This window comes from Paenibacillus barengoltzii G22, from assembly GCF_000403375.2.
Classification (GTDB): Bacteria; Bacillota; Bacilli; order Paenibacillales; family Paenibacillaceae; genus Fontibacillus; species Fontibacillus barengoltzii.
On sequence record NZ_KE159655.1, the window covers coordinates 168,565 to 186,753 of the forward strand.

Below are 18,189 nucleotides of genomic sequence, written 5' to 3' on the forward strand. Positions count from 1 at the left end.
TTTGTCCGTCTTTTGTACAACCATATGCGGACAGGTCCCGGTTCATGACTTCACGCGGCCTTCTTTGTGCGTTCCTATCAAGTGCGCCCCACCAATAACGGTGAACTCCCCACAGCAGAGGAGCTCCTATCAATGGAGGAATTCCCTCCAACAATTGAAGAACTTCCATCAACAATGGAGGAGCCCCCCAACATTAACGGAACTCCCCCAGCAATGTGAAATTAGCGGTAAAAGACGGCGTTATTTTCTCAACACATGGGAAAAATTGGACAAATAACGGTATTTTGTACCGCTAAATTGCCCTTTAGAAGCCTGTAATCCCGAAATCCGCATAAATAACACCATGATTTACCGCTATTTACTCAAAACAGAACCTTACCTCTAATAATAACGTCACTTTTTACCGCTAAAAGCTGCAACCATCGTCGCACGTGCCTACACAGTACCAAGACATCGTAAGCTTCACCCATTAGTTCAGCAGGTGAAACGTTCATTCCACTAATCCTCCCAACCGCCGAACAAATCAATCTGAAGCGGTGGAAGCTCCCGCGGCGATTGACCCAGCAGGCCCATCATATCCAAAGCGTTAGATGCTGCATCCCCGCCGGAATTGTTGTTAAAGATCATACAGATTTCCTGGGTCCCTTTGCTGAGCAGCTGGTCCAGCATGTCAACCCACTCCTGCAACTCCTCCAGCGAGTAACGGTACAACGTGCGAATCTCCCGCCAATTGGGCGCGCTGGCTTGACTCCAACCCGCAGCATTTCGTCCATGCATGCGAACGATCGTTAACTCAGGGTCAGTGGGCTCCAGCACCGTGGGTACGGAGCCTTGGCCGATCTGGGGCTCATCGCAAACGATATGGATCCAGCCCTCCTGCCGCATGAACTCCAACGTGCGTTCTCGGTTAGCGGGCGTGAACCAGCTTTGATGGCGAAACTCCAACGCCAGCGGCAAGTTGCCCATCCATTTACGGATTGCGCGCAGCTGCCGGACATGCTCCGCCGTGCAATCGAACCAAGGTGGAAATTGGAACATTACAGCTTTGAGCCGGCCCGCCTCCACCACCGGCTGAATCGAGTCGAGATAGGCCTGGAACATCTCTCCGGGACCGCCAAAGGGCGTTTTCCCTCGGCTATGCCCGGTCATCCCTTGGTACGCTTTGATAATAAACGTGAAATCGGACGGCGTCTCCGCCAACCAGCGGCGATAGACCTCCTCGCCCAGTACAGCATAAAACGAACTGTCCACCTCGACCACGTTAAAATACTTCGCGTACCAAGCGAGCTTGTCTTTGGCCGGCGTTCGGGCAGGGTATAAATCGTCATGATCGCCCCAGCCGGCCAGGCCGATGCGGATCATGACCTCACCCCCTGCCCTCTTCCGAATCTCCGCCGGCCTCAATCACCCGGTGACCGGCAGCTTTCAGCAGCCGGTTCATCACCGCCGAGCCGAGCCCGTCTTCGGGGCAGGCTTCGGCGAGAATGTACGTGACGCCGCAATCGTCGAAGCGGCGGAGCGCAGCGTAGAGACGGTGCGCCGCCGTCTCCAGCTCGTCCTCGCGGCCGAGCGAGAGCGCACAGTCGGCGCGGTAGAACGGGAGGCGCTCGTCGAAGGCGAGCACGCCCGTCTTCTCCCCGCGCGCCGCGGCCGCCGCGAGCTCGGCCTGGATGCGGTCCGCCACCCGGTCGGCGGACCCGCGCACAATATGCAACACGCCCTGCGGCGCATAGTGCGTGTACTTCATGCCCGGCGCGCGAGGCGCAGCCGCCGGGCCAGGGGCCGCTTCGCCGCCCGCCTTCGCCTTCGGCTGCAGGGCGGCGTCCAGCCGTACGCCCGCGCCAGCTACGCGGGCGAGCTGCTCCACCGTGATCCCGCCGGGGCGGAGCACGGTGACAACCCCGTCCCGGCCGGCTTCCACAACCGTCGACTCCAGGCCCACCCCAGTGGGCCCGCCGTCGACGATGCCGTCAATGCGGCCGGACAAGTCCTCGCCCACGTGGCTCGCCAACGTGGGGCTCGGCCGCCCCGACCGGTTGGCGCTGGGCGCCGCCACCGGGCATCCCGCTGCGGCAATCAGCCGCAGCGCTACGTCGTGGGCGGGCATGCGCACGCCCACGGTAGACAACCCCGCCGTCACGCGCGGCGAGACGGCGCCTTTGGCCACGGGCAGCACCAGCGTAAGCGGCCCGGGCCAAAACGCCTCCATCAGCCGCTGTGCCGTCTCGTTCACTTCCGTGACGAGTCCGTCCAGCTGACTCACGTCGGCGATGTGCACGATGAGCGGATTATCGGACGGACGGCCCTTGGCGGCAAAAATCGCCTCCACCGCCGCCGTATTCCGCGCATCTGCACCAAGCCCATATACCGTCTCCGTCGGGAACGCCACCGTCCCGCCGGAGGCGAGTACAGCGGCGGCTTCTTTCAGCGCCGCCGCGTCCTTCGTAGCTCCATTATCCGGCATTTCAGCCCCAACTCCAGTTCCAGGCTGGACATGCCACCAACGTGTCGTTTTGGGGGCTACTTCTTTTAAAGCAGGGAGATCCCCGCGATGTTCCGCTTGATTGAAATTCGTAGATTCCTGTCGGCTCATTCTTGTTCATCCCAAACTGTTCAATAATATATTCTACTATTATACCCGAACCCCGCCATGCGCATAGCCCGCAAAAAAACCGCCCGGCATCCCCGAACGGTTTAACAGTTCCAAATATATTAACACCACTAAGCAAATAGGCCAACAATCCAGTTCCAGAGCTTCACCAGCATGTCCCACAGGAAGAATCGCACTTCCGTCTCCTCCGGTTCAACCTGAACCGCATCTCCCGCAGCCCCGGCAGCCGAGGCCTTCGCCGTTGCCGGGGTTACGGCGGTTACGGCGCCTGCATCCTTAGCCAGCGCGTCCCCGCTCCCGGCATCGATGAAGCAAAGCGGAGGAAATAACACACACCACCAGTTTTTCCCCTTGCCCTCGCCCAGCGTCACGCGCAGCGCTTCATAGTCGCCCGCTGGATAAACGGCGCCGCCATACATTTTGGTCGGAAACGGCACGGTGCCAAGCTCAACTTGATAGTTGTAGTTTTTGCCATATTGCTTAAGCGTTTGACCAACTTGTTCCTCGATGGCCGGCAGATGCTCACGGATGACCCGGCGCGCTTCCTCCAGACTCTGCGGATTCTCCAGCTGTGCCACCCATTCGTTCATTTGCTCAACGACAGCATCGCGAACACGACGTTTGACGAGTTGATCCGCAGCTCCATCCGAGTTAGCCAAAATGCGCAGCCGAATCGATTCCTGCGGAATCTGAGAATTCACCGCTTGCGACCCTGCCGCCGCGGCTGTATCAACCATTTGTCCTTCCCAGGACATCATCAACATCACAATCGAAAAAAAGATAAGTGCAATTTTCTGACGGGAAAAAGAAAGTTTACTCATGATTCCTTGCTCCTAACCAAACCGGTATTTCAGCCGCTGATGTCTATCAGTATGTCCGGTTAGGAGACTTCTAAACCTAGAAATCTAGGAATCTAGTAAAAATTTTTACCCCCGATTTTCCGATTGACGTTTGGATCGGAGCAAGGCATAACGCGACGTAGGAGCCGACGAAGCCACAGGAGGATTTTCTTCCTCCTTCTCTTGCCCATAGATCCGGATACTCATCGCCACGCCGATGCTCGCCATGTTAATTAACAGCGAAGTACCGCCATAGCTGATGAAGGGCAAAGTAATCCCTGTCAAAGGCATGAGGCCAATGAACATGCCGATATTTTCAAAAATCTGATACAACAGCATCGCCACAATCCCCACTATTAGGTAGGGCCCACTGGTTTCACGAGTCTCCAACGAGATCAGAATGAGCCGATGAATCAGTACAAAATACAACAGCAGTAGCGCCGAGCTCCCGATAAAACCAAACTCCTCAGCGATCACCACAAAGATCGAGTCCGAGTAGGTCAGCGGTACCCGTTCCGACTGCACCGTTTCCCCTTTCATATACCCTTCTCCAGTCATGCCCCCAGAGGCAATGGCTAACTTGGCGTTTCGAGTGTGGTAGGAGGCGTCCTCAGACGCTTTCTCCGGCATGAGCCAAGGATCAATCCGGTTAATCCAGTGTTCCCGGCCGATTTCGACGAAGAAGTTGTACACTTGATCATGGTACGCTTTGTACGCCGTGATACCACCGATCACCGAGCCGGCAAAGATCACAAGCGCAATCAACGCATGCCAATATTTTATATTCCCAATCCATAACATGCCCGCCAAAATCACGACATAGCTGAGCGCATTCCCCAAGTCGTTTTGGGCCATAACCGCAACAAAAGGGATAAAAGTAAGCAAGCAGATCGGTACAACGTCCCGCCAAAAGGACAGACGAAGCTTGCGCTTGCGCAGCAACATAAACCCGAGAAAAAGAACCAGCAGCAGCTTAAAAAACTCCGCCGGCTGAAAGCTCTGATTAATGACCGGGATCGTCAACCAACCGGTTGCGTTATAGTAGGTATTACCAATGAACATAACGACGATCAACAGCCCGAAGCCAAACAGGTACAAGTAAGGCGCATATTTCACAAGCAGCCGATAGTCGACAATCGAAACTCCAAAAAACGCAACAAACCCCAGCGCATAATAAGCAAGCATGCGAATGTGATAGCCATGATATTGGGTGTTTGACGTAGCGCTGTACAACACCGCAATACTGATGGCCATGAGCAGCAACAGGATCACGACGATGGAGTAATCGATTTTTTTCAGTTTGCTCAGCATGAACATCCTCTTTTCTTGATCTAGAAACCCCGTACCTTTACTTTAAAAGAAACCCGGCCTAACTACAAATGAGCCCTACGACTCAAATAACGAGTCACCGCGTCAAAAGGTTACCTTTTTAGACTTATTTTGCCCCACGGCGTCATTTCTCACGTCTCCCTCATCCCTTGCCTCTCTTTGCACCATTATCCCTTTCGTTCAGATGGGAAGTGTTTGCTTACTCCTTCTTACACCATTATCCCCCTTGATCAGATGGGGAAGCTTTCTTACACCTTCTTACGCGATTATCCCTTTCGTTCAGATGGGAAGTGTTTGCTTACTCCTTCTTACACCGTTATCCCCCTTGATCAGATGAGAGGAGTTTCCCTACTCCTTCTTACACTACTATCCCTTTCGTTCAGAAAGAGTATCCTCTTACGCCTTTACACCACTATCCCCTTCGTTCAGGTAGGAAGGATATACATCGTCTCAACCATATCCAAATCAATCAGTAAGAAGAACTTGCTCTCGTCCCTATTTTCCGGGTTATCCCTCTCACTCAGTAATGAGGAATCCAGGAAATTACTTCTTCATCCTTTGTTACTGTTACTCATTGTTTTCCTCAGTGTTTATTGTTACGCGTCCTCCTACGATCTGATGCAACGGGATAATCCTCAAAAAAGAGGCCCCAAATAGATACATTTACCATAAAACTCGACTAATACGCCAAGCGCTAAGGTTAAAACCAGCTCCGAAACCAATCCGGCTCTTGGGCTCTAATGTCCCCTATGTACAATTCCGGCATCTCATTGCATAATTATCCCTTTCGTCTTCTTTGTACCATTATCCCCTTCGTTCAGAGGTAGGAAGCGAACCTTTTCCCTCGTAGGTAGTCCCTAGTGTACACAGCAACTGATGCAACGGGATAATCCTTAAAAAGAGGGCAAAATACAGACTTGTTGCAAAAAAATGAGCGCCGACGCGTGCGCCGGCGCCCTAGTGGGGTCGGGATAAGAAAGGGAATGGAGGGGGAACAGGTTATACGGGAGTGATCAAGGTGATCGTCCCCGTCGCTTCCGTCAGCGCAAAAATTCCGATCGTTTGGATGTTGCTCAGTTGAACGGAAAATGTGCTGCCTTGCGTTACAGTCTGAATAAAGTCAGGCGCGTTGTACCGGGTAATCCGGAGTTCGACGTTACCCACTGTAGCCTGAACCGTTACAATCCCGGTTGGGCCCAGCGGGTCGGCGGCCACGAAATACCCTTGGCCGACGCCGGCAGCTTGCGCGTACGGAAACGTCAGTGTAAACGCCATGTGATATCTCCTCCTTTCGGCTTGAGATACCACATTCTATGAAACTATCCTTCCAAAAATAGCGGCCTTTGGTTGAGGAGATCCACCCATTTTCATAGAATCGGCAGAAAGGGGAAGCCCAGGCGCGGCTATCACCCGTCACGTTCGAACTTTGCAGCCGCGCGGGTTACCCTCGTGCGATTCCGAGCACGTGACGGTCGATGCCGGCGAGATCGGGGACGGTCACGATCTCATCCCAATGGCCGGCGGCGCGGAGCAAAGCCGCGACGTCGGCCGCTTGGCCTTGGCCGAGCTCGAAGCCGATGAGGCGAGGCGGCCGTGGCAGCAGCGCGAGCTGCGCCATCATGGTCCGGTAGGGCGCGAGCCCGTCCGGACCGCCGTCCAGCGCGCCGCGCGGCTCATAGTCCCGCACCTCAGGCTGCAGGTGCGGGATGTCCTCCGCCGGGATATACGGCGGATTCGACACCACGATGTCCAGCGGCTCGCCAGCAAAAGGTTCAAGCAGGTCCCCCTGCTTGAACGTCACCGCAAGGCCGAGCCGCCGGACATTGTCCTGCGCCACCGCCAGGGCGTCCGGCGAGATATCACTCGCCGCGACGCGCCATGCTGGGCGCAGGTGGGCCAGGGCTGCGGCAATCGCGCCGCTGCCCGTGCCGATGTCGGCGGCGTACGGTGCGCCGCCGGGCCACAGCGCATCACCTTCCAACGCGATGCGCTCCACGAGCAGCTCCGTTTCCGGCCGGGGGATCAGCACCGACGGATTGACCCGGAAGGTCAATCCGTAGAACTCCTGCTCCCCGATGATATACTGCGCTGGCTCGCCCGCCGCCTTGCGGCGGATTACCGCTTCCCAGGCGTCCCGCTTGTCCGCCGGGAACGGGTCACGCAGCGCGGCCAAATACGCCGCGCCCGTCAGGCCCAGCACATGGCGGAGCAACAGCTCCGCATTTGACTCGGGCTCCCGCACGCCCGCCGCCGCTAAAAAAGAAGAAGCCTCTTTGCGGGCTTCCCATATCGTCATTGCACCGGACATCCGGTATCCTTCTTTGTGCAACACGTTATTCTCCTTTTTCCATCAGTTCAGCTTGCTCGGCAATCGTCAACGCCGATACGATCTCATCCAGATCGCCGTTCATGACCTGATCCAACTTATGCAGGGTCAGGCCGATCCGGTGATCGGTCACCCGGCTTTGCGGGAAGTTGTAAGTCCGAATCCGTTCGCTGCGGTCCCCGGTACCCACTTTGCTTTTCCGTTCGCCGGCGTATTTCGCTTCCTCTTCCTGACGTTTCATATCATAGATGCGGGCACGCAATACTTGAAGCGCCTTCTCTTTGTTAGAGTTCTGCGATTTGCCGTCTTGGCAAGTAGCCACGATACCGGTTGGGATATGAGTCACCCGCACGGCAGATTTGGTCGTGTTAACCGATTGACCGCCTGCACCGCTGGAGCAGAAGGTATCGACCCGGATATCTTTATCCAAAATCTCGATATCCACTTCCTCAACTTCCGGCAATACGGCAACCGTCGAGGTCGACGTATGAATCCGTCCGCCGGATTCCGTCGCTGGAATACGCTGCACGCGATGCGCGCCGCTCTCGTATTTCAGTTTACTGTAAGCGCCCTTGCCGTTAATCATAAAGATAACCTCTTTGAATCCGCCCAGGTCGCTCTCATTCATATCCATCACTTCGACGCGCCAGCCTTGAGAATCGGCATACCGCGTATACATCCGGTACAAGTCGGCAGCGAACAGAGCCGCCTCGTCTCCTCCGGCCGCGCCGCGAATTTCTACGATTACGTTTTTATCGTCATTCGGGTCCTTTGGCAGCAACAAAATGCGAATTTTCTCTTCCAAAGCCTGCTGGCGCGCGGTCAGTTCCTCGATTTCCATCTTTACCATTTCGCGCATTTCATCATCCAGCTTCTCGGCCTGCATCGCTTTGGCCGCTTCCAGCTCTCCGATTACATTCTTATATTCGGTGTACGCCTCATAAGCCGGCTGTAAATCCGATTGTTCTTTGGAGTAATCCCGCAGTCGTTTCGAGTCGTTCGCTACGTCTGGATCGCAGAGCAGTTCACTTAACTTCTCGTAACGGTCAGCCAAGGATTGTAGTCGGTCCAACAAGGGATATCACCTCTCTTCATTCGATCACAAGATCCCAGTAAAAAACCGCTTATCCACTGATTATTATTTCAGGGATAGACGACTTTTTATTATATCATGGAGGTCATGTTTTGGCTAGATCACCTTCGCCCAGACCTCTAACTTCCTGCTTCCAATTTCCCCTCAAAAAAAGACGCCGCAAAGGCGCCTTTTCATGTATGGATGAAAACTGCTGCCTAAATATCAAGCGGACGGCCACGTTCCCCTAGCCCATCTGCGCTGGGCTTCGTAAAGCCTGCCGGCGGGCGAAGGGCAGCGATTTGCTCGATCAGAGACTGCTCCAGCTTTGCGTTCGAGTCCCGGACCATGCCAGGCAGCAAGCAAGCATCGACAATAACCCACACGGTCAGCGCCAATCCAAAGAGGATGACAGGGATAAGCAAAAACAGCGAATAGCTCGTATCGGGCGAATCCACGCTTTCAATCGCCGTCGCAATCGCAAACACAAAATAAAGTCCAATCGCCAGAACGAATAAACACAGCTGGATCACCCCGCTGGCGATGCGCTTCAAATAGAAACGATGCACGCCCAAATGACCGGCCAGCAGCATCAGATACGCCAGACCCAGCGATTTTTCGCGCTTGTTCATCTCCGAATTCAAAAGCAGCAGCTCACTCGTGGTCAGATCGCTTTTGGTCCACATATTTAAATCGGAAACTCCGGAGATCTGCCGCGGTCATAGAAAATTCGGTCAATAATCCGGTTCTCCACCTCAGCGTTATGCTGTTTCACCCAAGTATGTACCAGGAAAGCATCCACGATCCACCAGATCCCGGTTACAATCAGCCCAACCACGGTCAGGGACAAGATCAACTGGGTCACGGCCGTTCCGATTTTCTTCATGTAAAAACGATGTCCTCCAACAATCCCAAGGAAATACCACAGAATGTATGCTACAACCATGTTTTTTCCCTGATTTTTCACCTCGGATTCCAGCAACAGCAATTCCCGGGTATCCAACTGGGACTTGCGGTGCAAGGCATAATCCATACTCATGACGAAACTCCCCCTCAATGTATGAATGAATCAAAACTTGAATTAAGTATACAGACTCGAATCTATGAAAACAACGTTTTGATAGTAAAAAAGTACAAATAAACACTGCCCTAGGGGCACATCGACTCTGCACCCTTGAGGCAGTGTTGCTTCGCTGTTACTCGTAATAAGTTTAAACGTTAAAGCGGAAATGCATAATATCGCCGTCTTGAACGACGTAGTCTTTCCCTTCCAGCCGCAGCTGGCCGCGTTCGCGCGCTGCATTCATCGAACCGGCAGCAACGAGGTCTTCATAAGACACAACCTCTGCACGGATAAAACCGCGTTCGAAGTCGGAGTGAATGACGCCGGCAGCTTGCGGGGCTTTCGTGCCTTTGCGAATCGTCCATGCGCGAACTTCTTGAACCCCGGCCGTGAAATACGTATACAAGCCCAGTAGACGGTATGCTGCCTGGATTAAGCGATCCAAGCCGGAAGCGTTCAGGCCCAGCTCCTCCAGGAACATCTTCTTGTCTTCGCCTTCCAGCTCCGCGATCTCCGCTTCCACCTTGGCGCTGATCGGAACGACTTCGGCACCTTCAGCCGCAGCAAATTCTTTGACCTGCTGCACGAAAGGATTGTTGTCCGCATCGCTGACGCCATCTTCGCTCACGTTAGCCGCATACAGCACCGGCTTCAACGTCAGTAGGTGCAGATCGCGCACGATCAGCTTCTCATCGTCCGTCAGCTCTACGCTGCGCGCCGGCTGATCGTTATACAGCGCCTCCTTGATCCGTTCCAGAACCTCAACTTCCTGGGCGTATTGCTTGTTGCCGCCCTTCATATTTTTCTTGGCGCGTTCGATCCGTTTCTCCACGCTCTCCAGGTCGGCCAGGATCAATTCCAGGTTGATCGTTTGGATGTCGCTGATCGGGTTAATTTTGCCGTCCACATGTGTAATGTTCTCGTCCTCGAAGCAGCGAACAACGTGAACGATCGCGTCCACCTCGCGGATATGGGCCAAGAACTTGTTGCCAAGTCCCTCCCCTTTGCTCGCACCGCGGACCAACCCGGCGATATCAACAAATTCAAAAGCCGTCGGAACCGTCCGATTCGGAACCACCAGTTCCGTCAGCTTGTCGAGCCGCTCGTCCGGCACTTCCACGACGCCAACGTTTGGATCGATCGTACAAAACGGGTAGTTGGCGGATTCCGCCCCCGCTTGGGTTATCGCGTTAAACAGTGTGGACTTCCCCACGTTCGGCAAACCCACAATGCCTGCTTTCAAAGCCATATCATTGACAACTCCTCATTCGTGTAATTGCTCAACTTCCTTCAACCATAGTAACGATACGCCGGGAATATTTCAAGGAGATTGGTGTATCCTCTATCCAAACGGATACCAAAAGCCTTGAAGCAAGCTTTGCTTCAAACCTACCCCGGTCGCCAGCAACACGACGCATAGCAGTGCGATTAGTTTATCGCTCCCCTTCATGACGGTGCCCATGTACCAGGTTCGCTGCGGCTTGGTGCCGAACCCGCGCAGGTCCATGGCATCAGATACCGACTCGATCCGTTGCAGCGAGGATTGCAGCAGCGGCACAACCGCCTGTGTTAAATTGCGCGCCCGCTGCAACAGTGTACCGTCGCCGCGAGAGATACCCAGCCCGCGCATTTGCAGCGCATTGAGAATCGTGCGGAATTCCTTCGTCAAATCGGGAATGTAGCGAAAAGCAATGCTAACCGCATAAGCCAGCTTGTAAGGCACACCTAGCTTGTTAAGGCTGGCGGCGAAACGACTGGGATGCGTCGTAAAAATAAACATCAACGTGATCGGTAGCAGCGTCAGGTATTTCAGTGACAACGTCAACACGTAGAACAACGTTTCTGCATTAATCGTATCATAGCCCAGCGGGATGATCGGCGTGTCACTTCCGGTCAGCGTCATTCCGAAGCGAGGCGTAATCAGCAAAATAAAAATGCTGTTAATCACAGTAAAAACCATCAGTGCCCAAAATAACAGCGCCATTTTTCGGAAGGGAACCCGAGCGAGCAGCAGCATCGTAACCCCGCCGGCCAACATGACGGCAAATACGCGCAAATCCATGAACAGGAAGGTCACAACCGTCCAGGTCAGGAGCAGGATCAGCTTGACAGCGGCGTCCATCCGATGAAAAAAAGATTCCCCAGCAACGTACAATCCGTTCGATTGGTTCATGCTCGTTTCACCTTCTTATCCGCTGCGATAAAGGCTTCCACAAAGCGCGAAGGCGAGGTAAGCCCCTGAGCCTTCGCAAAGCGGGCCAGACTCGTCTCCCGCAGGTTCGCTCTAGCGGTAAGATCTCCATCGGCGAGAATCTGCGCCACCGTATCTTCTGCGATAATTCGACCTCCTGCCATTACCGCTGCCCGATCCGCATATTCCAAGGCCAAATGCATATCGTGCGTGATAAACAGAAAAGCCATTCCCTCCGCAGCCAGCTGGGCGATAAATTCCATAAATTCGGTATAATGCCGATAATCCTGTCCCGCCGTCGGCTCGTCCAAAATCATGAGTTGCGGCTGAAGTGCCAAGATGGCTGCGATGCTCAGCCTTTTCTTCTGCCCGAAGCTCAGCGCAGAAACCGGCCAGTTGCGGTACGGGTACAACCCGCAAATCCGCAGCGCCTCATCCGCTCGCTGATCTCGTTCGCTTTCGGGCACACCGCGTGCCGCGAGGCCAATGCGAACCTCATCCCGCACGATATGCTGGGTCAGCATGTGATGCGGGTGCTGCATCACATAGCCGATCGCTTCACCGCGTCGGCGAATCGACCAGCCGTTGATCACCTCGCCCAACAGCAGGATCTCGCCCTTGCTTGGCTTAAGCAAACCGGTGATCAACCCCGACAGCGTCGATTTGCCTGCCCCGTTGCTGCCAAGCAGAGCCACCGTCTCACCAGCGCGGACGGTCAGGGAAACGTCCTCTACTGCATTCGTCCCCGGCTCATAGGCAAACGACACACCCCGCAGCTCAAGCAGCGGCTCTCCGGCGCTGCTCCGTACAACCGGCGGAACCGAAGCGGCCCAGGTCTCAAGCCGCTCCCGCAGTTGGAGCTCACTTGCCCCCGTCCGCTCGCGATCATCCTGAATCCGGTGACCATCGCCATCATCCGTGATCTTCGCATCGTTATCCTTCATCCGTTCACTGCCGCCCTGTCCGTTCCCTCCCCCTGCACCATCCGGGATCCCAACAGGTTTTTGGAGTCGTAATGCAGCCGGGTCAGTCAAGTCGGTGAAGTTGGACAACGACAGCCCCGCATGCGAGAGCGCATCCAAGTAGAGCGGCTGGCGCAGGCCATACTGAGGGAGGATCCCTGCAGCAAGCAGCTCATCCGGCGTGCCAATCGCGGCGATCTCTCCTTCGTTCATGACAACGACGCGATCGATATGCTCCAGCAGCACATCCTCGACGCGATGCTCGATCAGAATCACCGTTTTTCCTTGGTTGCGGTGAATCTCGTCAATTAACCGCATCGCCTTGGCCCCGCTGGCAGGGTCCAAATTCGCCAGCGGCTCGTCAAACAGCAAGATATCCGCTTGCGTCGACAGTACGCCGGCCAGCGATACCTGCTGTTTCTGCCCGCCGGAGAGCTCATGCGGGCCCCGGGCTTCAAAGGCTCGCATACCCACCACATCCAGCGCCGAAAACACAGCTTCCTTCATCACATCCTGCGGAGTCGCCTCATTTTCCAGTTGGAACGCTACATCCTCGCCAACCGTCTGACCAACGAACTGGGCATCCGGATTTTGCAGGATCGTGCCGACCCGACGACTGCGCTCAAAGATCGTCATCGCCGAAGCATCCTGACCTTCCAGCAGCAGCTGCCCCGAAACTTCACCGCCGTAAGAAAAGGGAATTAGCCCATTGATACAATGGGCTAACGTTGACTTGCCGGAGCCGCTGGGGCCGGCGATCCATATTTTCTCCCCGCGTGCGATCTCTAAGTGGATGTTTTTCAGCGTAGGTTCGCTTTGATTTTTGTACCGAAAACTGAAATGTCGGAAAGAGATGACTGGCTGCATTTGTTCAGTAAACTCCTATCTATCCACGCTTAAATTCGAGTTGCTGCGGTTGCGTCTCACATAAGCCAGCACCGCCGGTAATCCCAGAATGAGAAACACGGCTAGGTTGGCCAGCCCTGCGGAAATAACCTGCACCAAAATTTTATCGTTGGGTTCCCCCATCACGAGAATATCAAAATACCCGGAAAACGCCAGAGAAGCGAAAATCCCCACAATTCCATACACCACAAACCAGGCCACGTGGTTCTTCTTCATTTGCCCTTCCTGAGCGTTGAAGTCCTTCGCCAAATAAATCAGGCCCATGAACGCCGCCGTAATGCCGGAGCCAAGTGCCCAACCCCACCAAACGGTGCCGCTGGTAATCAAGTCGTTAATCACATGTCCGATAAATCCGGCGATAAAACCAACAACCGGTCCAAACAATGCACCAAAAATCGCCAACAAAGCGATCGCCGGACGAAGCTGCGTATCCGGGGCAATCGGGATGCCAATCCAGCTGGTCGCTCCATAGAGCGCAGCCCCAATCCCGATGGTCACCACCGTTCTCGTGCTCCACTTCCACAATGAAGGTTTCATATCCATCTCCCTCTCTTTAACATCAAAGCCGTGTAATGAACACAGGTTTGAAGTCGTTATGTATTTTACCGGTTGCCGGTTCTTATCGAAGAAGATGTCAGGTTGCCGTCCACGCAGACCGGTGTTTTCTTCAATATAATAGGGATTCCCCCCGATTGCAATAAAATTCTTACTAAATTGGTTGGAATTATCGCAAGCGCACTTATTTGAGCCGGCGTCCTCTCACCATTATCCCGCTGAATCAGCCAGGGAAGAGCATACAACTTCAGGCTGCAGGGGAGCACTTATCACAGAGAACATCAGAAGAGAATCATCCCAAGATTCACCCCAAGATTCATCCCAAGATTCACCCCAAGAAGCTGATCTCAGATGTAACCCTAGTCTCAAGTTACAGATATCCTGCCACACTAGCGTCCCTGACAAAAAGGGATAATCCCGTAATGCCCCCCTAAAAGGTGCCCCATAAGGAAAAAAAGGCTCAAAGGATCAAAGATCCAAAGTGAACACCACCGAAAGGATTTCGAATCCCCCCTCCCTGCCGAACTGAATGAAAGGGATATCTGAATTAGCGGGATAATGCCTTAAAAACGGCAAGGGGAACGGCCAACATCCCTTTCTTCAATCAAGGATGCGGTACGCCCCGCTACTCGCGGCGCACGAGCCGCGAGGTGTTCTTCAGCGCCGGAATGCTCCCGGCGCCGATGCCGAACATGGCCGTGCGGAGCTCCAGCTCAACGCGCTCTAGCAGCGCGTCCAGCTGTGCCTCCGACCGCACGGCCGGTTCGAGCAGCGCCCGGCCGAACCCGGCCAGGTCCGCGCCAAGCGCCAGCGCTTTGGCCGCGTCCACACCGGTGTTCAGGCCGCCGCTGCCAATCAGGGCGGCGTCGGGCACCGCCGCCCGCACTTCGCGGATGCATTCGGCGGTTGGAATGCCCCAATCCGCGAATGCCTCCGCAGCCGCGCGGCGCACGGGATCGCTGCCGCGGAACTTCTCGACCTGGCTCCACGAGGTGCCGCCGGCGCCCGCGACGTCGACGAAGGCGACGCCTGCTTCGCGCAGGCGTTTTGCCGTCACGCCGTCGATGCCCCAGCCGACCTCCTTGACGCCAACGGGAATCGGCAGCTCTCGGCATACCTCCTCGATCCGCCGCAGCAGCCCGCCGAAGTTCGTATCTCCCTCCGGCTGGAACACCTCCTGCAGGCTGTTCAGATGCAGCACCAGCATGTCCGCTCCGGCGATCTCCACCGCCCGCTTGCAATCGTCCGGTCCATAGCCGTAGTTGAGCTGCACCGCGCCTAAGTTGGCGATGATCAGAATGCTCGGCGCAAACCGCCGCACCGCGAACGTATGCGCCAGCTCGTCCCGCTCCACGGCGGCCCGGACCGAGCCGACGCCCATGGCCCAACCGCGCCGCTCCGCCGCCTCGGCGAGGCGCATATTGATCTCGCCGGCCAGCCGGCTCCCGCCGGTCATCGAGCTGATCAAGAACGGCGTTCGCAGCGATGCGCCGAGAAACGTCGTCTTGAGGCTGATCTCGGCGAAATCCAGCTCGGGCAGGGCGTTATGGCGAAAGCGGTATTTTTCAAAGCCGTTCAGGATGCCCTCCGCATTCACTTGCTCCTCCAGACAGAGCCGGATATGCTCGGTTTTGCGTTCTGATGTGGGTTCCATGCTGTACACTCTCCTTTTTCCGCAATATCTACAAGGTTCTAACCTTGTTATAACAGCGGAGATAATAGCCGGGCCGCGGATTCCGCCAGACGTACCGGGATTTTCTTCTTATTCATAAATTCGTCCTTGTCGATCAGCTTCGCCGACAGAAGATCGCGTTCGAAATTGTTGACGACCTTAGCGACGCTTTCGTTTTGCACGAGAAGTGCGTTCACTTCAAAATTCAAATGGAAGCTGCGCATATCCATGTTCGCGGTTCCGACCGTGGCCACTTCCCCGTCAACGATCAGCAGCTTGGAGTGCAGGAAGCCTTTTTCGTACTCGAAAATTTTCACCCCAACCTCCAGCAACGAAGGGAAATACGAATGGGAAGCCAAGAACGGCAACCATTTATCCGGCCTCGCCGGGAACAGGATCCGCACGTCAATCCCCGATAAGCCGGCTACGCGCAGCGCAGTCAGGATATCCTCGTCCGGAATAAAATACGGCGTCGCCAGCCATACCGACTTCTTCGCCGAGGTGATCATGGCAAAGAAGATGTTTTTGAGCGTCCGACTTTCGTTGTCAGGCCCGCTTGGTACGATCTGTACCGCGCCGCTGCAGCCCTGTTCCAGTTCCGGAGACAGATAGGCGAGATCCATAATTTTCTCCCCGGTGACGTACTGCCAGTCTTGCAGAAAAATAATCTGCAGCGACCGAACCGCCTCCCCTTTCACCAGCATGTGCGTATCTCGCCAGAAGCCGTACGTCTTGCTGCGGCTCAAATATTCGTCGCCGACGTTGAGGCCGCCGATAAATCCAGTATTGCCATCGATCACCACGATCTTGCGGTGGTTACGGTAATTGACCCGGCTCGACAAAGACAAAAAACGCATCGGCCCGTATATCCCCACCTTTACTCCAGCCGCGCGCAGTTCTGCGATAAACGATTTGGGCAAGCCAATGCTGCCTACCGCGTCAAACATAAAACGGACCTCAACCCCGGCCCGTGCCTTTTCTATAAGCGTTTTCTGAATTTCCCGTCCGATATCGTCCGCACGGTAGATATAGTACTCCATATGAATATGATGCTGGGCTTTCTTCAGCTCGCGCAGCAGGTTCGTAAACGTCTCTTCCCCGTTGGTCAACACGTACGTGCGGGTTGCCATGGAGAATGGCGTGCGAGCCAGCCGCTGGGACAGATGCAACAAGCGCTGTTGATTGGGAGTAAACTGCGACAAATCCCGAGGCAACGGACGAGCGCTGCGGTCGATCCGCTCATAGCTAAGGCGATCTTGCTCCGCTTTTTTATCGAATTTACGCCGCTTGAAGTAATTTTGACCCAGCAGAAAATAGAGCACCAGCCCCACAACCGGCAGCAAAGCAAGTACGAGAATCCAGGCCACCGTGCTGGAAGGATTGCGGTTCTCCATAAAAATGGCAAAGCCGATCGTAATGACGGTCAGCGTTTGGAAGATACTAACGAGCGTGCCCCCAAATTTACCGAAGACGCCAAATCCGAAATAATAGAAAGCAAATAATATTGCGGCGATAAGAATGATTTGAAGTCCCCGTCTCATCTTACTACTCCCTCTTTACCTATTGATGCATGTGATTATATTCTACATGAACGCTCGAATTCTTCCTACTGGTGTGTGGAAAAATGTACATACGCTCATTTGTATCCGCCTGGGCTTTATACTATAATCGAAATGACCATTTAGTCAGAATGAGAACCCATGAGTCAGAGGAAGGGGGTTCAGTAATTATTTGTCTCATCCATCCATCGACAAGAAGAAGCTGATTTTACGTGCGGCCATGCAGCTGTTTTCGGCCAAGGGTGCATCTGCCACGTCGATGCAGGAGATCGCCGAGGCTTGCGGGATGTCCAAGGGCAGTCTCTACCTTCATTTTAAATCGAAGGAGGAACTGGAGCAGAGCTTGTTCGACTACTGTTACCAGATGCTGCTTGACCATTTGACACAGGTGGAGCTGCAGCAAGGATTGACGCCTAAAGAGAAATTGCGCCGTCAAATCATCGTCATGCTCGAACTGGTGCTTGAGCTGCGCGAATTCTTGATTATGCAGTTTCAGGATTGGCACAAAAACGGTACGCCCTACAAAGAACCTGCCTCGGTTAAAGCACACAACGCCAAGCTGTTACAGCATGGGAAGAACAAGCTGGAGGCGATCTATGGACCGAAAATCGAACCGTACACAGGGGATCTGTTAACGATCGCTTACGGTATGGTTGGCATGTACATCCGATTGCTGTTCGAGCCCCATGTTTCGGCCTCGCCGGATCAAATGGCGAACCACTTGATGGACCTGCTTGATCTGGCAGCGGAGCATCAGTTAAGCAACCGTCCTGAGCCGCTAATTTCCGAAGAGGCGTTGCGGCTGATGACCGAAGGGGCCCCAGGCAGCCTGGATTTGCAGCAACATCCGATCATCGCAGTCAAACGGCTTCGCGATCACCTTGGCGCCATCACTGACGCAGACAGGCAACAGGAAGCGCTGGAGACGCTGCAAATTTTGGAGCGTGAAATTCTGGAGCTTCGTCCGCGCCGCGCGATTATCAAAGGCATGCTAGCCAATTTAGCTGCCGTCCCGGAACTGGCTGCGCATTCTGCTGAATTAAAACAACTGCTGCAGGCATATATCCAGCATATTTAAAAGAAGTTTGTCACCTATATAAAGAG

The 18,189-nt window shown here is 54.6% G+C and carries 16 protein-coding genes; 1 reads left to right on the top strand and 15 read right to left on the bottom strand.

Annotation, left to right across the window (positions count from 1 at the left end):
* Positions 1-498 precede the first annotated feature (498 nt).
* From C812_RS18555 to cls, 15 genes are all read right to left on the bottom strand, one after another.
* Positions 499-1,362, bottom strand: coding sequence for a DUF72 domain-containing protein (locus C812_RS18555; protein ID WP_016314177.1), 864 nt, complete (start codon positions 1,360-1,362; stop codon positions 499-501).
* Positions 1,363-1,366: 4 nt separating this feature from the next.
* On the bottom strand, positions 1,367-2,464 hold the full coding sequence (locus C812_RS18560; protein WP_244268363.1) for an L-threonylcarbamoyladenylate synthase: 1,098 nt from the start codon (positions 2,462-2,464) through the stop codon (positions 1,367-1,369).
* 257 nt (positions 2,465-2,721) lie between these two features.
* Positions 2,722-3,432 (bottom strand): stage II sporulation protein R, encoded by a 711-nt coding sequence (gene spoIIR, locus C812_RS18565; protein ID WP_016314179.1) that lies wholly within the window; start codon positions 3,430-3,432, stop codon positions 2,722-2,724.
* Between the two features lie 105 nt (positions 3,433-3,537).
* Entirely contained in the window at positions 3,538-4,761 is a 1,224-nt protein-coding gene (locus C812_RS18570; protein ID WP_016314180.1) for an FtsW/RodA/SpoVE family cell cycle protein, read from the bottom strand.
* A gap of 1,017 nt (positions 4,762-5,778) precedes the next feature.
* Positions 5,779-6,054 (bottom strand): hypothetical protein, encoded by a 276-nt coding sequence (locus C812_RS18575; protein ID WP_016314181.1) that lies wholly within the window; start codon positions 6,052-6,054, stop codon positions 5,779-5,781.
* Positions 6,055-6,220: 166 nt separating this feature from the next.
* Positions 6,221-7,108, bottom strand: a complete 888-nt coding sequence (gene prmC, locus C812_RS18580) for a peptide chain release factor N(5)-glutamine methyltransferase (protein WP_016314182.1) — start codon at positions 7,106-7,108, stop codon at positions 6,221-6,223.
* Positions 7,109-7,112: 4 nt separating this feature from the next.
* On the bottom strand, positions 7,113-8,180 hold the full coding sequence (gene prfA, locus C812_RS18585) for a peptide chain release factor 1 (protein ID WP_016314183.1): 1,068 nt from the start codon (positions 8,178-8,180) through the stop codon (positions 7,113-7,115).
* Between the two features lie 215 nt (positions 8,181-8,395).
* Positions 8,396-8,863, bottom strand: coding sequence for a TM2 domain-containing protein (locus tag C812_RS18590; RefSeq protein ID WP_016314184.1), 468 nt, complete (start codon positions 8,861-8,863; stop codon positions 8,396-8,398).
* A gap of 2 nt (positions 8,864-8,865) precedes the next feature.
* Positions 8,866-9,210, bottom strand: coding sequence for a TM2 domain-containing protein (locus C812_RS18595; protein WP_036626098.1), 345 nt, complete (start codon positions 9,208-9,210; stop codon positions 8,866-8,868).
* 178 nt (positions 9,211-9,388) lie between these two features.
* Positions 9,389-10,489 carry a redox-regulated ATPase YchF gene (gene ychF / locus C812_RS18600; protein WP_016314186.1) on the bottom strand — a complete coding sequence of 367 codons (1,101 nt, stop codon included), beginning with the start codon at positions 10,487-10,489 and terminating at the stop codon, positions 9,389-9,391.
* Between the two features lie 93 nt (positions 10,490-10,582).
* Entirely contained in the window at positions 10,583-11,413 is an 831-nt protein-coding gene (locus tag C812_RS18605; RefSeq protein ID WP_016314187.1) for an energy-coupling factor transporter transmembrane component T family protein, read from the bottom strand.
* Positions 11,410-13,260 (bottom strand): ABC transporter ATP-binding protein, encoded by a 1,851-nt coding sequence (locus tag C812_RS18610; RefSeq protein ID WP_016314188.1) that lies wholly within the window; start codon positions 13,258-13,260, stop codon positions 11,410-11,412. Before C812_RS18610 ends, C812_RS18605 begins: the two co-directional genes overlap by 4 nt.
* A 15-nt stretch (positions 13,261-13,275) precedes the next feature.
* Positions 13,276-13,836, bottom strand: coding sequence for an ECF-type riboflavin transporter substrate-binding protein (locus tag C812_RS18615; protein ID WP_016314189.1), 561 nt, complete (start codon positions 13,834-13,836; stop codon positions 13,276-13,278).
* Positions 13,837-14,479: 643 nt separating this feature from the next.
* The gene (gene fni, locus C812_RS18620) at positions 14,480-15,508 is read right to left on the bottom strand and encodes a type 2 isopentenyl-diphosphate Delta-isomerase (RefSeq protein ID WP_016314190.1); all 1,029 of its coding nucleotides are present in this window, start codon (positions 15,506-15,508) and stop codon (positions 14,480-14,482) included.
* Between the two features lie 47 nt (positions 15,509-15,555).
* Complete coding sequence (gene cls, locus C812_RS18625; RefSeq protein ID WP_016314191.1) at positions 15,556-17,067, bottom strand: cardiolipin synthase; 1,512 nt, start codon at positions 17,065-17,067, stop codon at positions 15,556-15,558.
* Positions 17,068-17,257: 190 nt separating this feature from the next.
* On the opposite strand from cls, the gene C812_RS18630 reads away from it, so the two are divergent.
* Complete coding sequence (locus C812_RS18630) at positions 17,258-18,163, top strand: TetR/AcrR family transcriptional regulator (protein WP_016314192.1); 906 nt, start codon at positions 17,258-17,260, stop codon at positions 18,161-18,163.
* Positions 18,164-18,189: the final 26 nt, after the last annotated feature.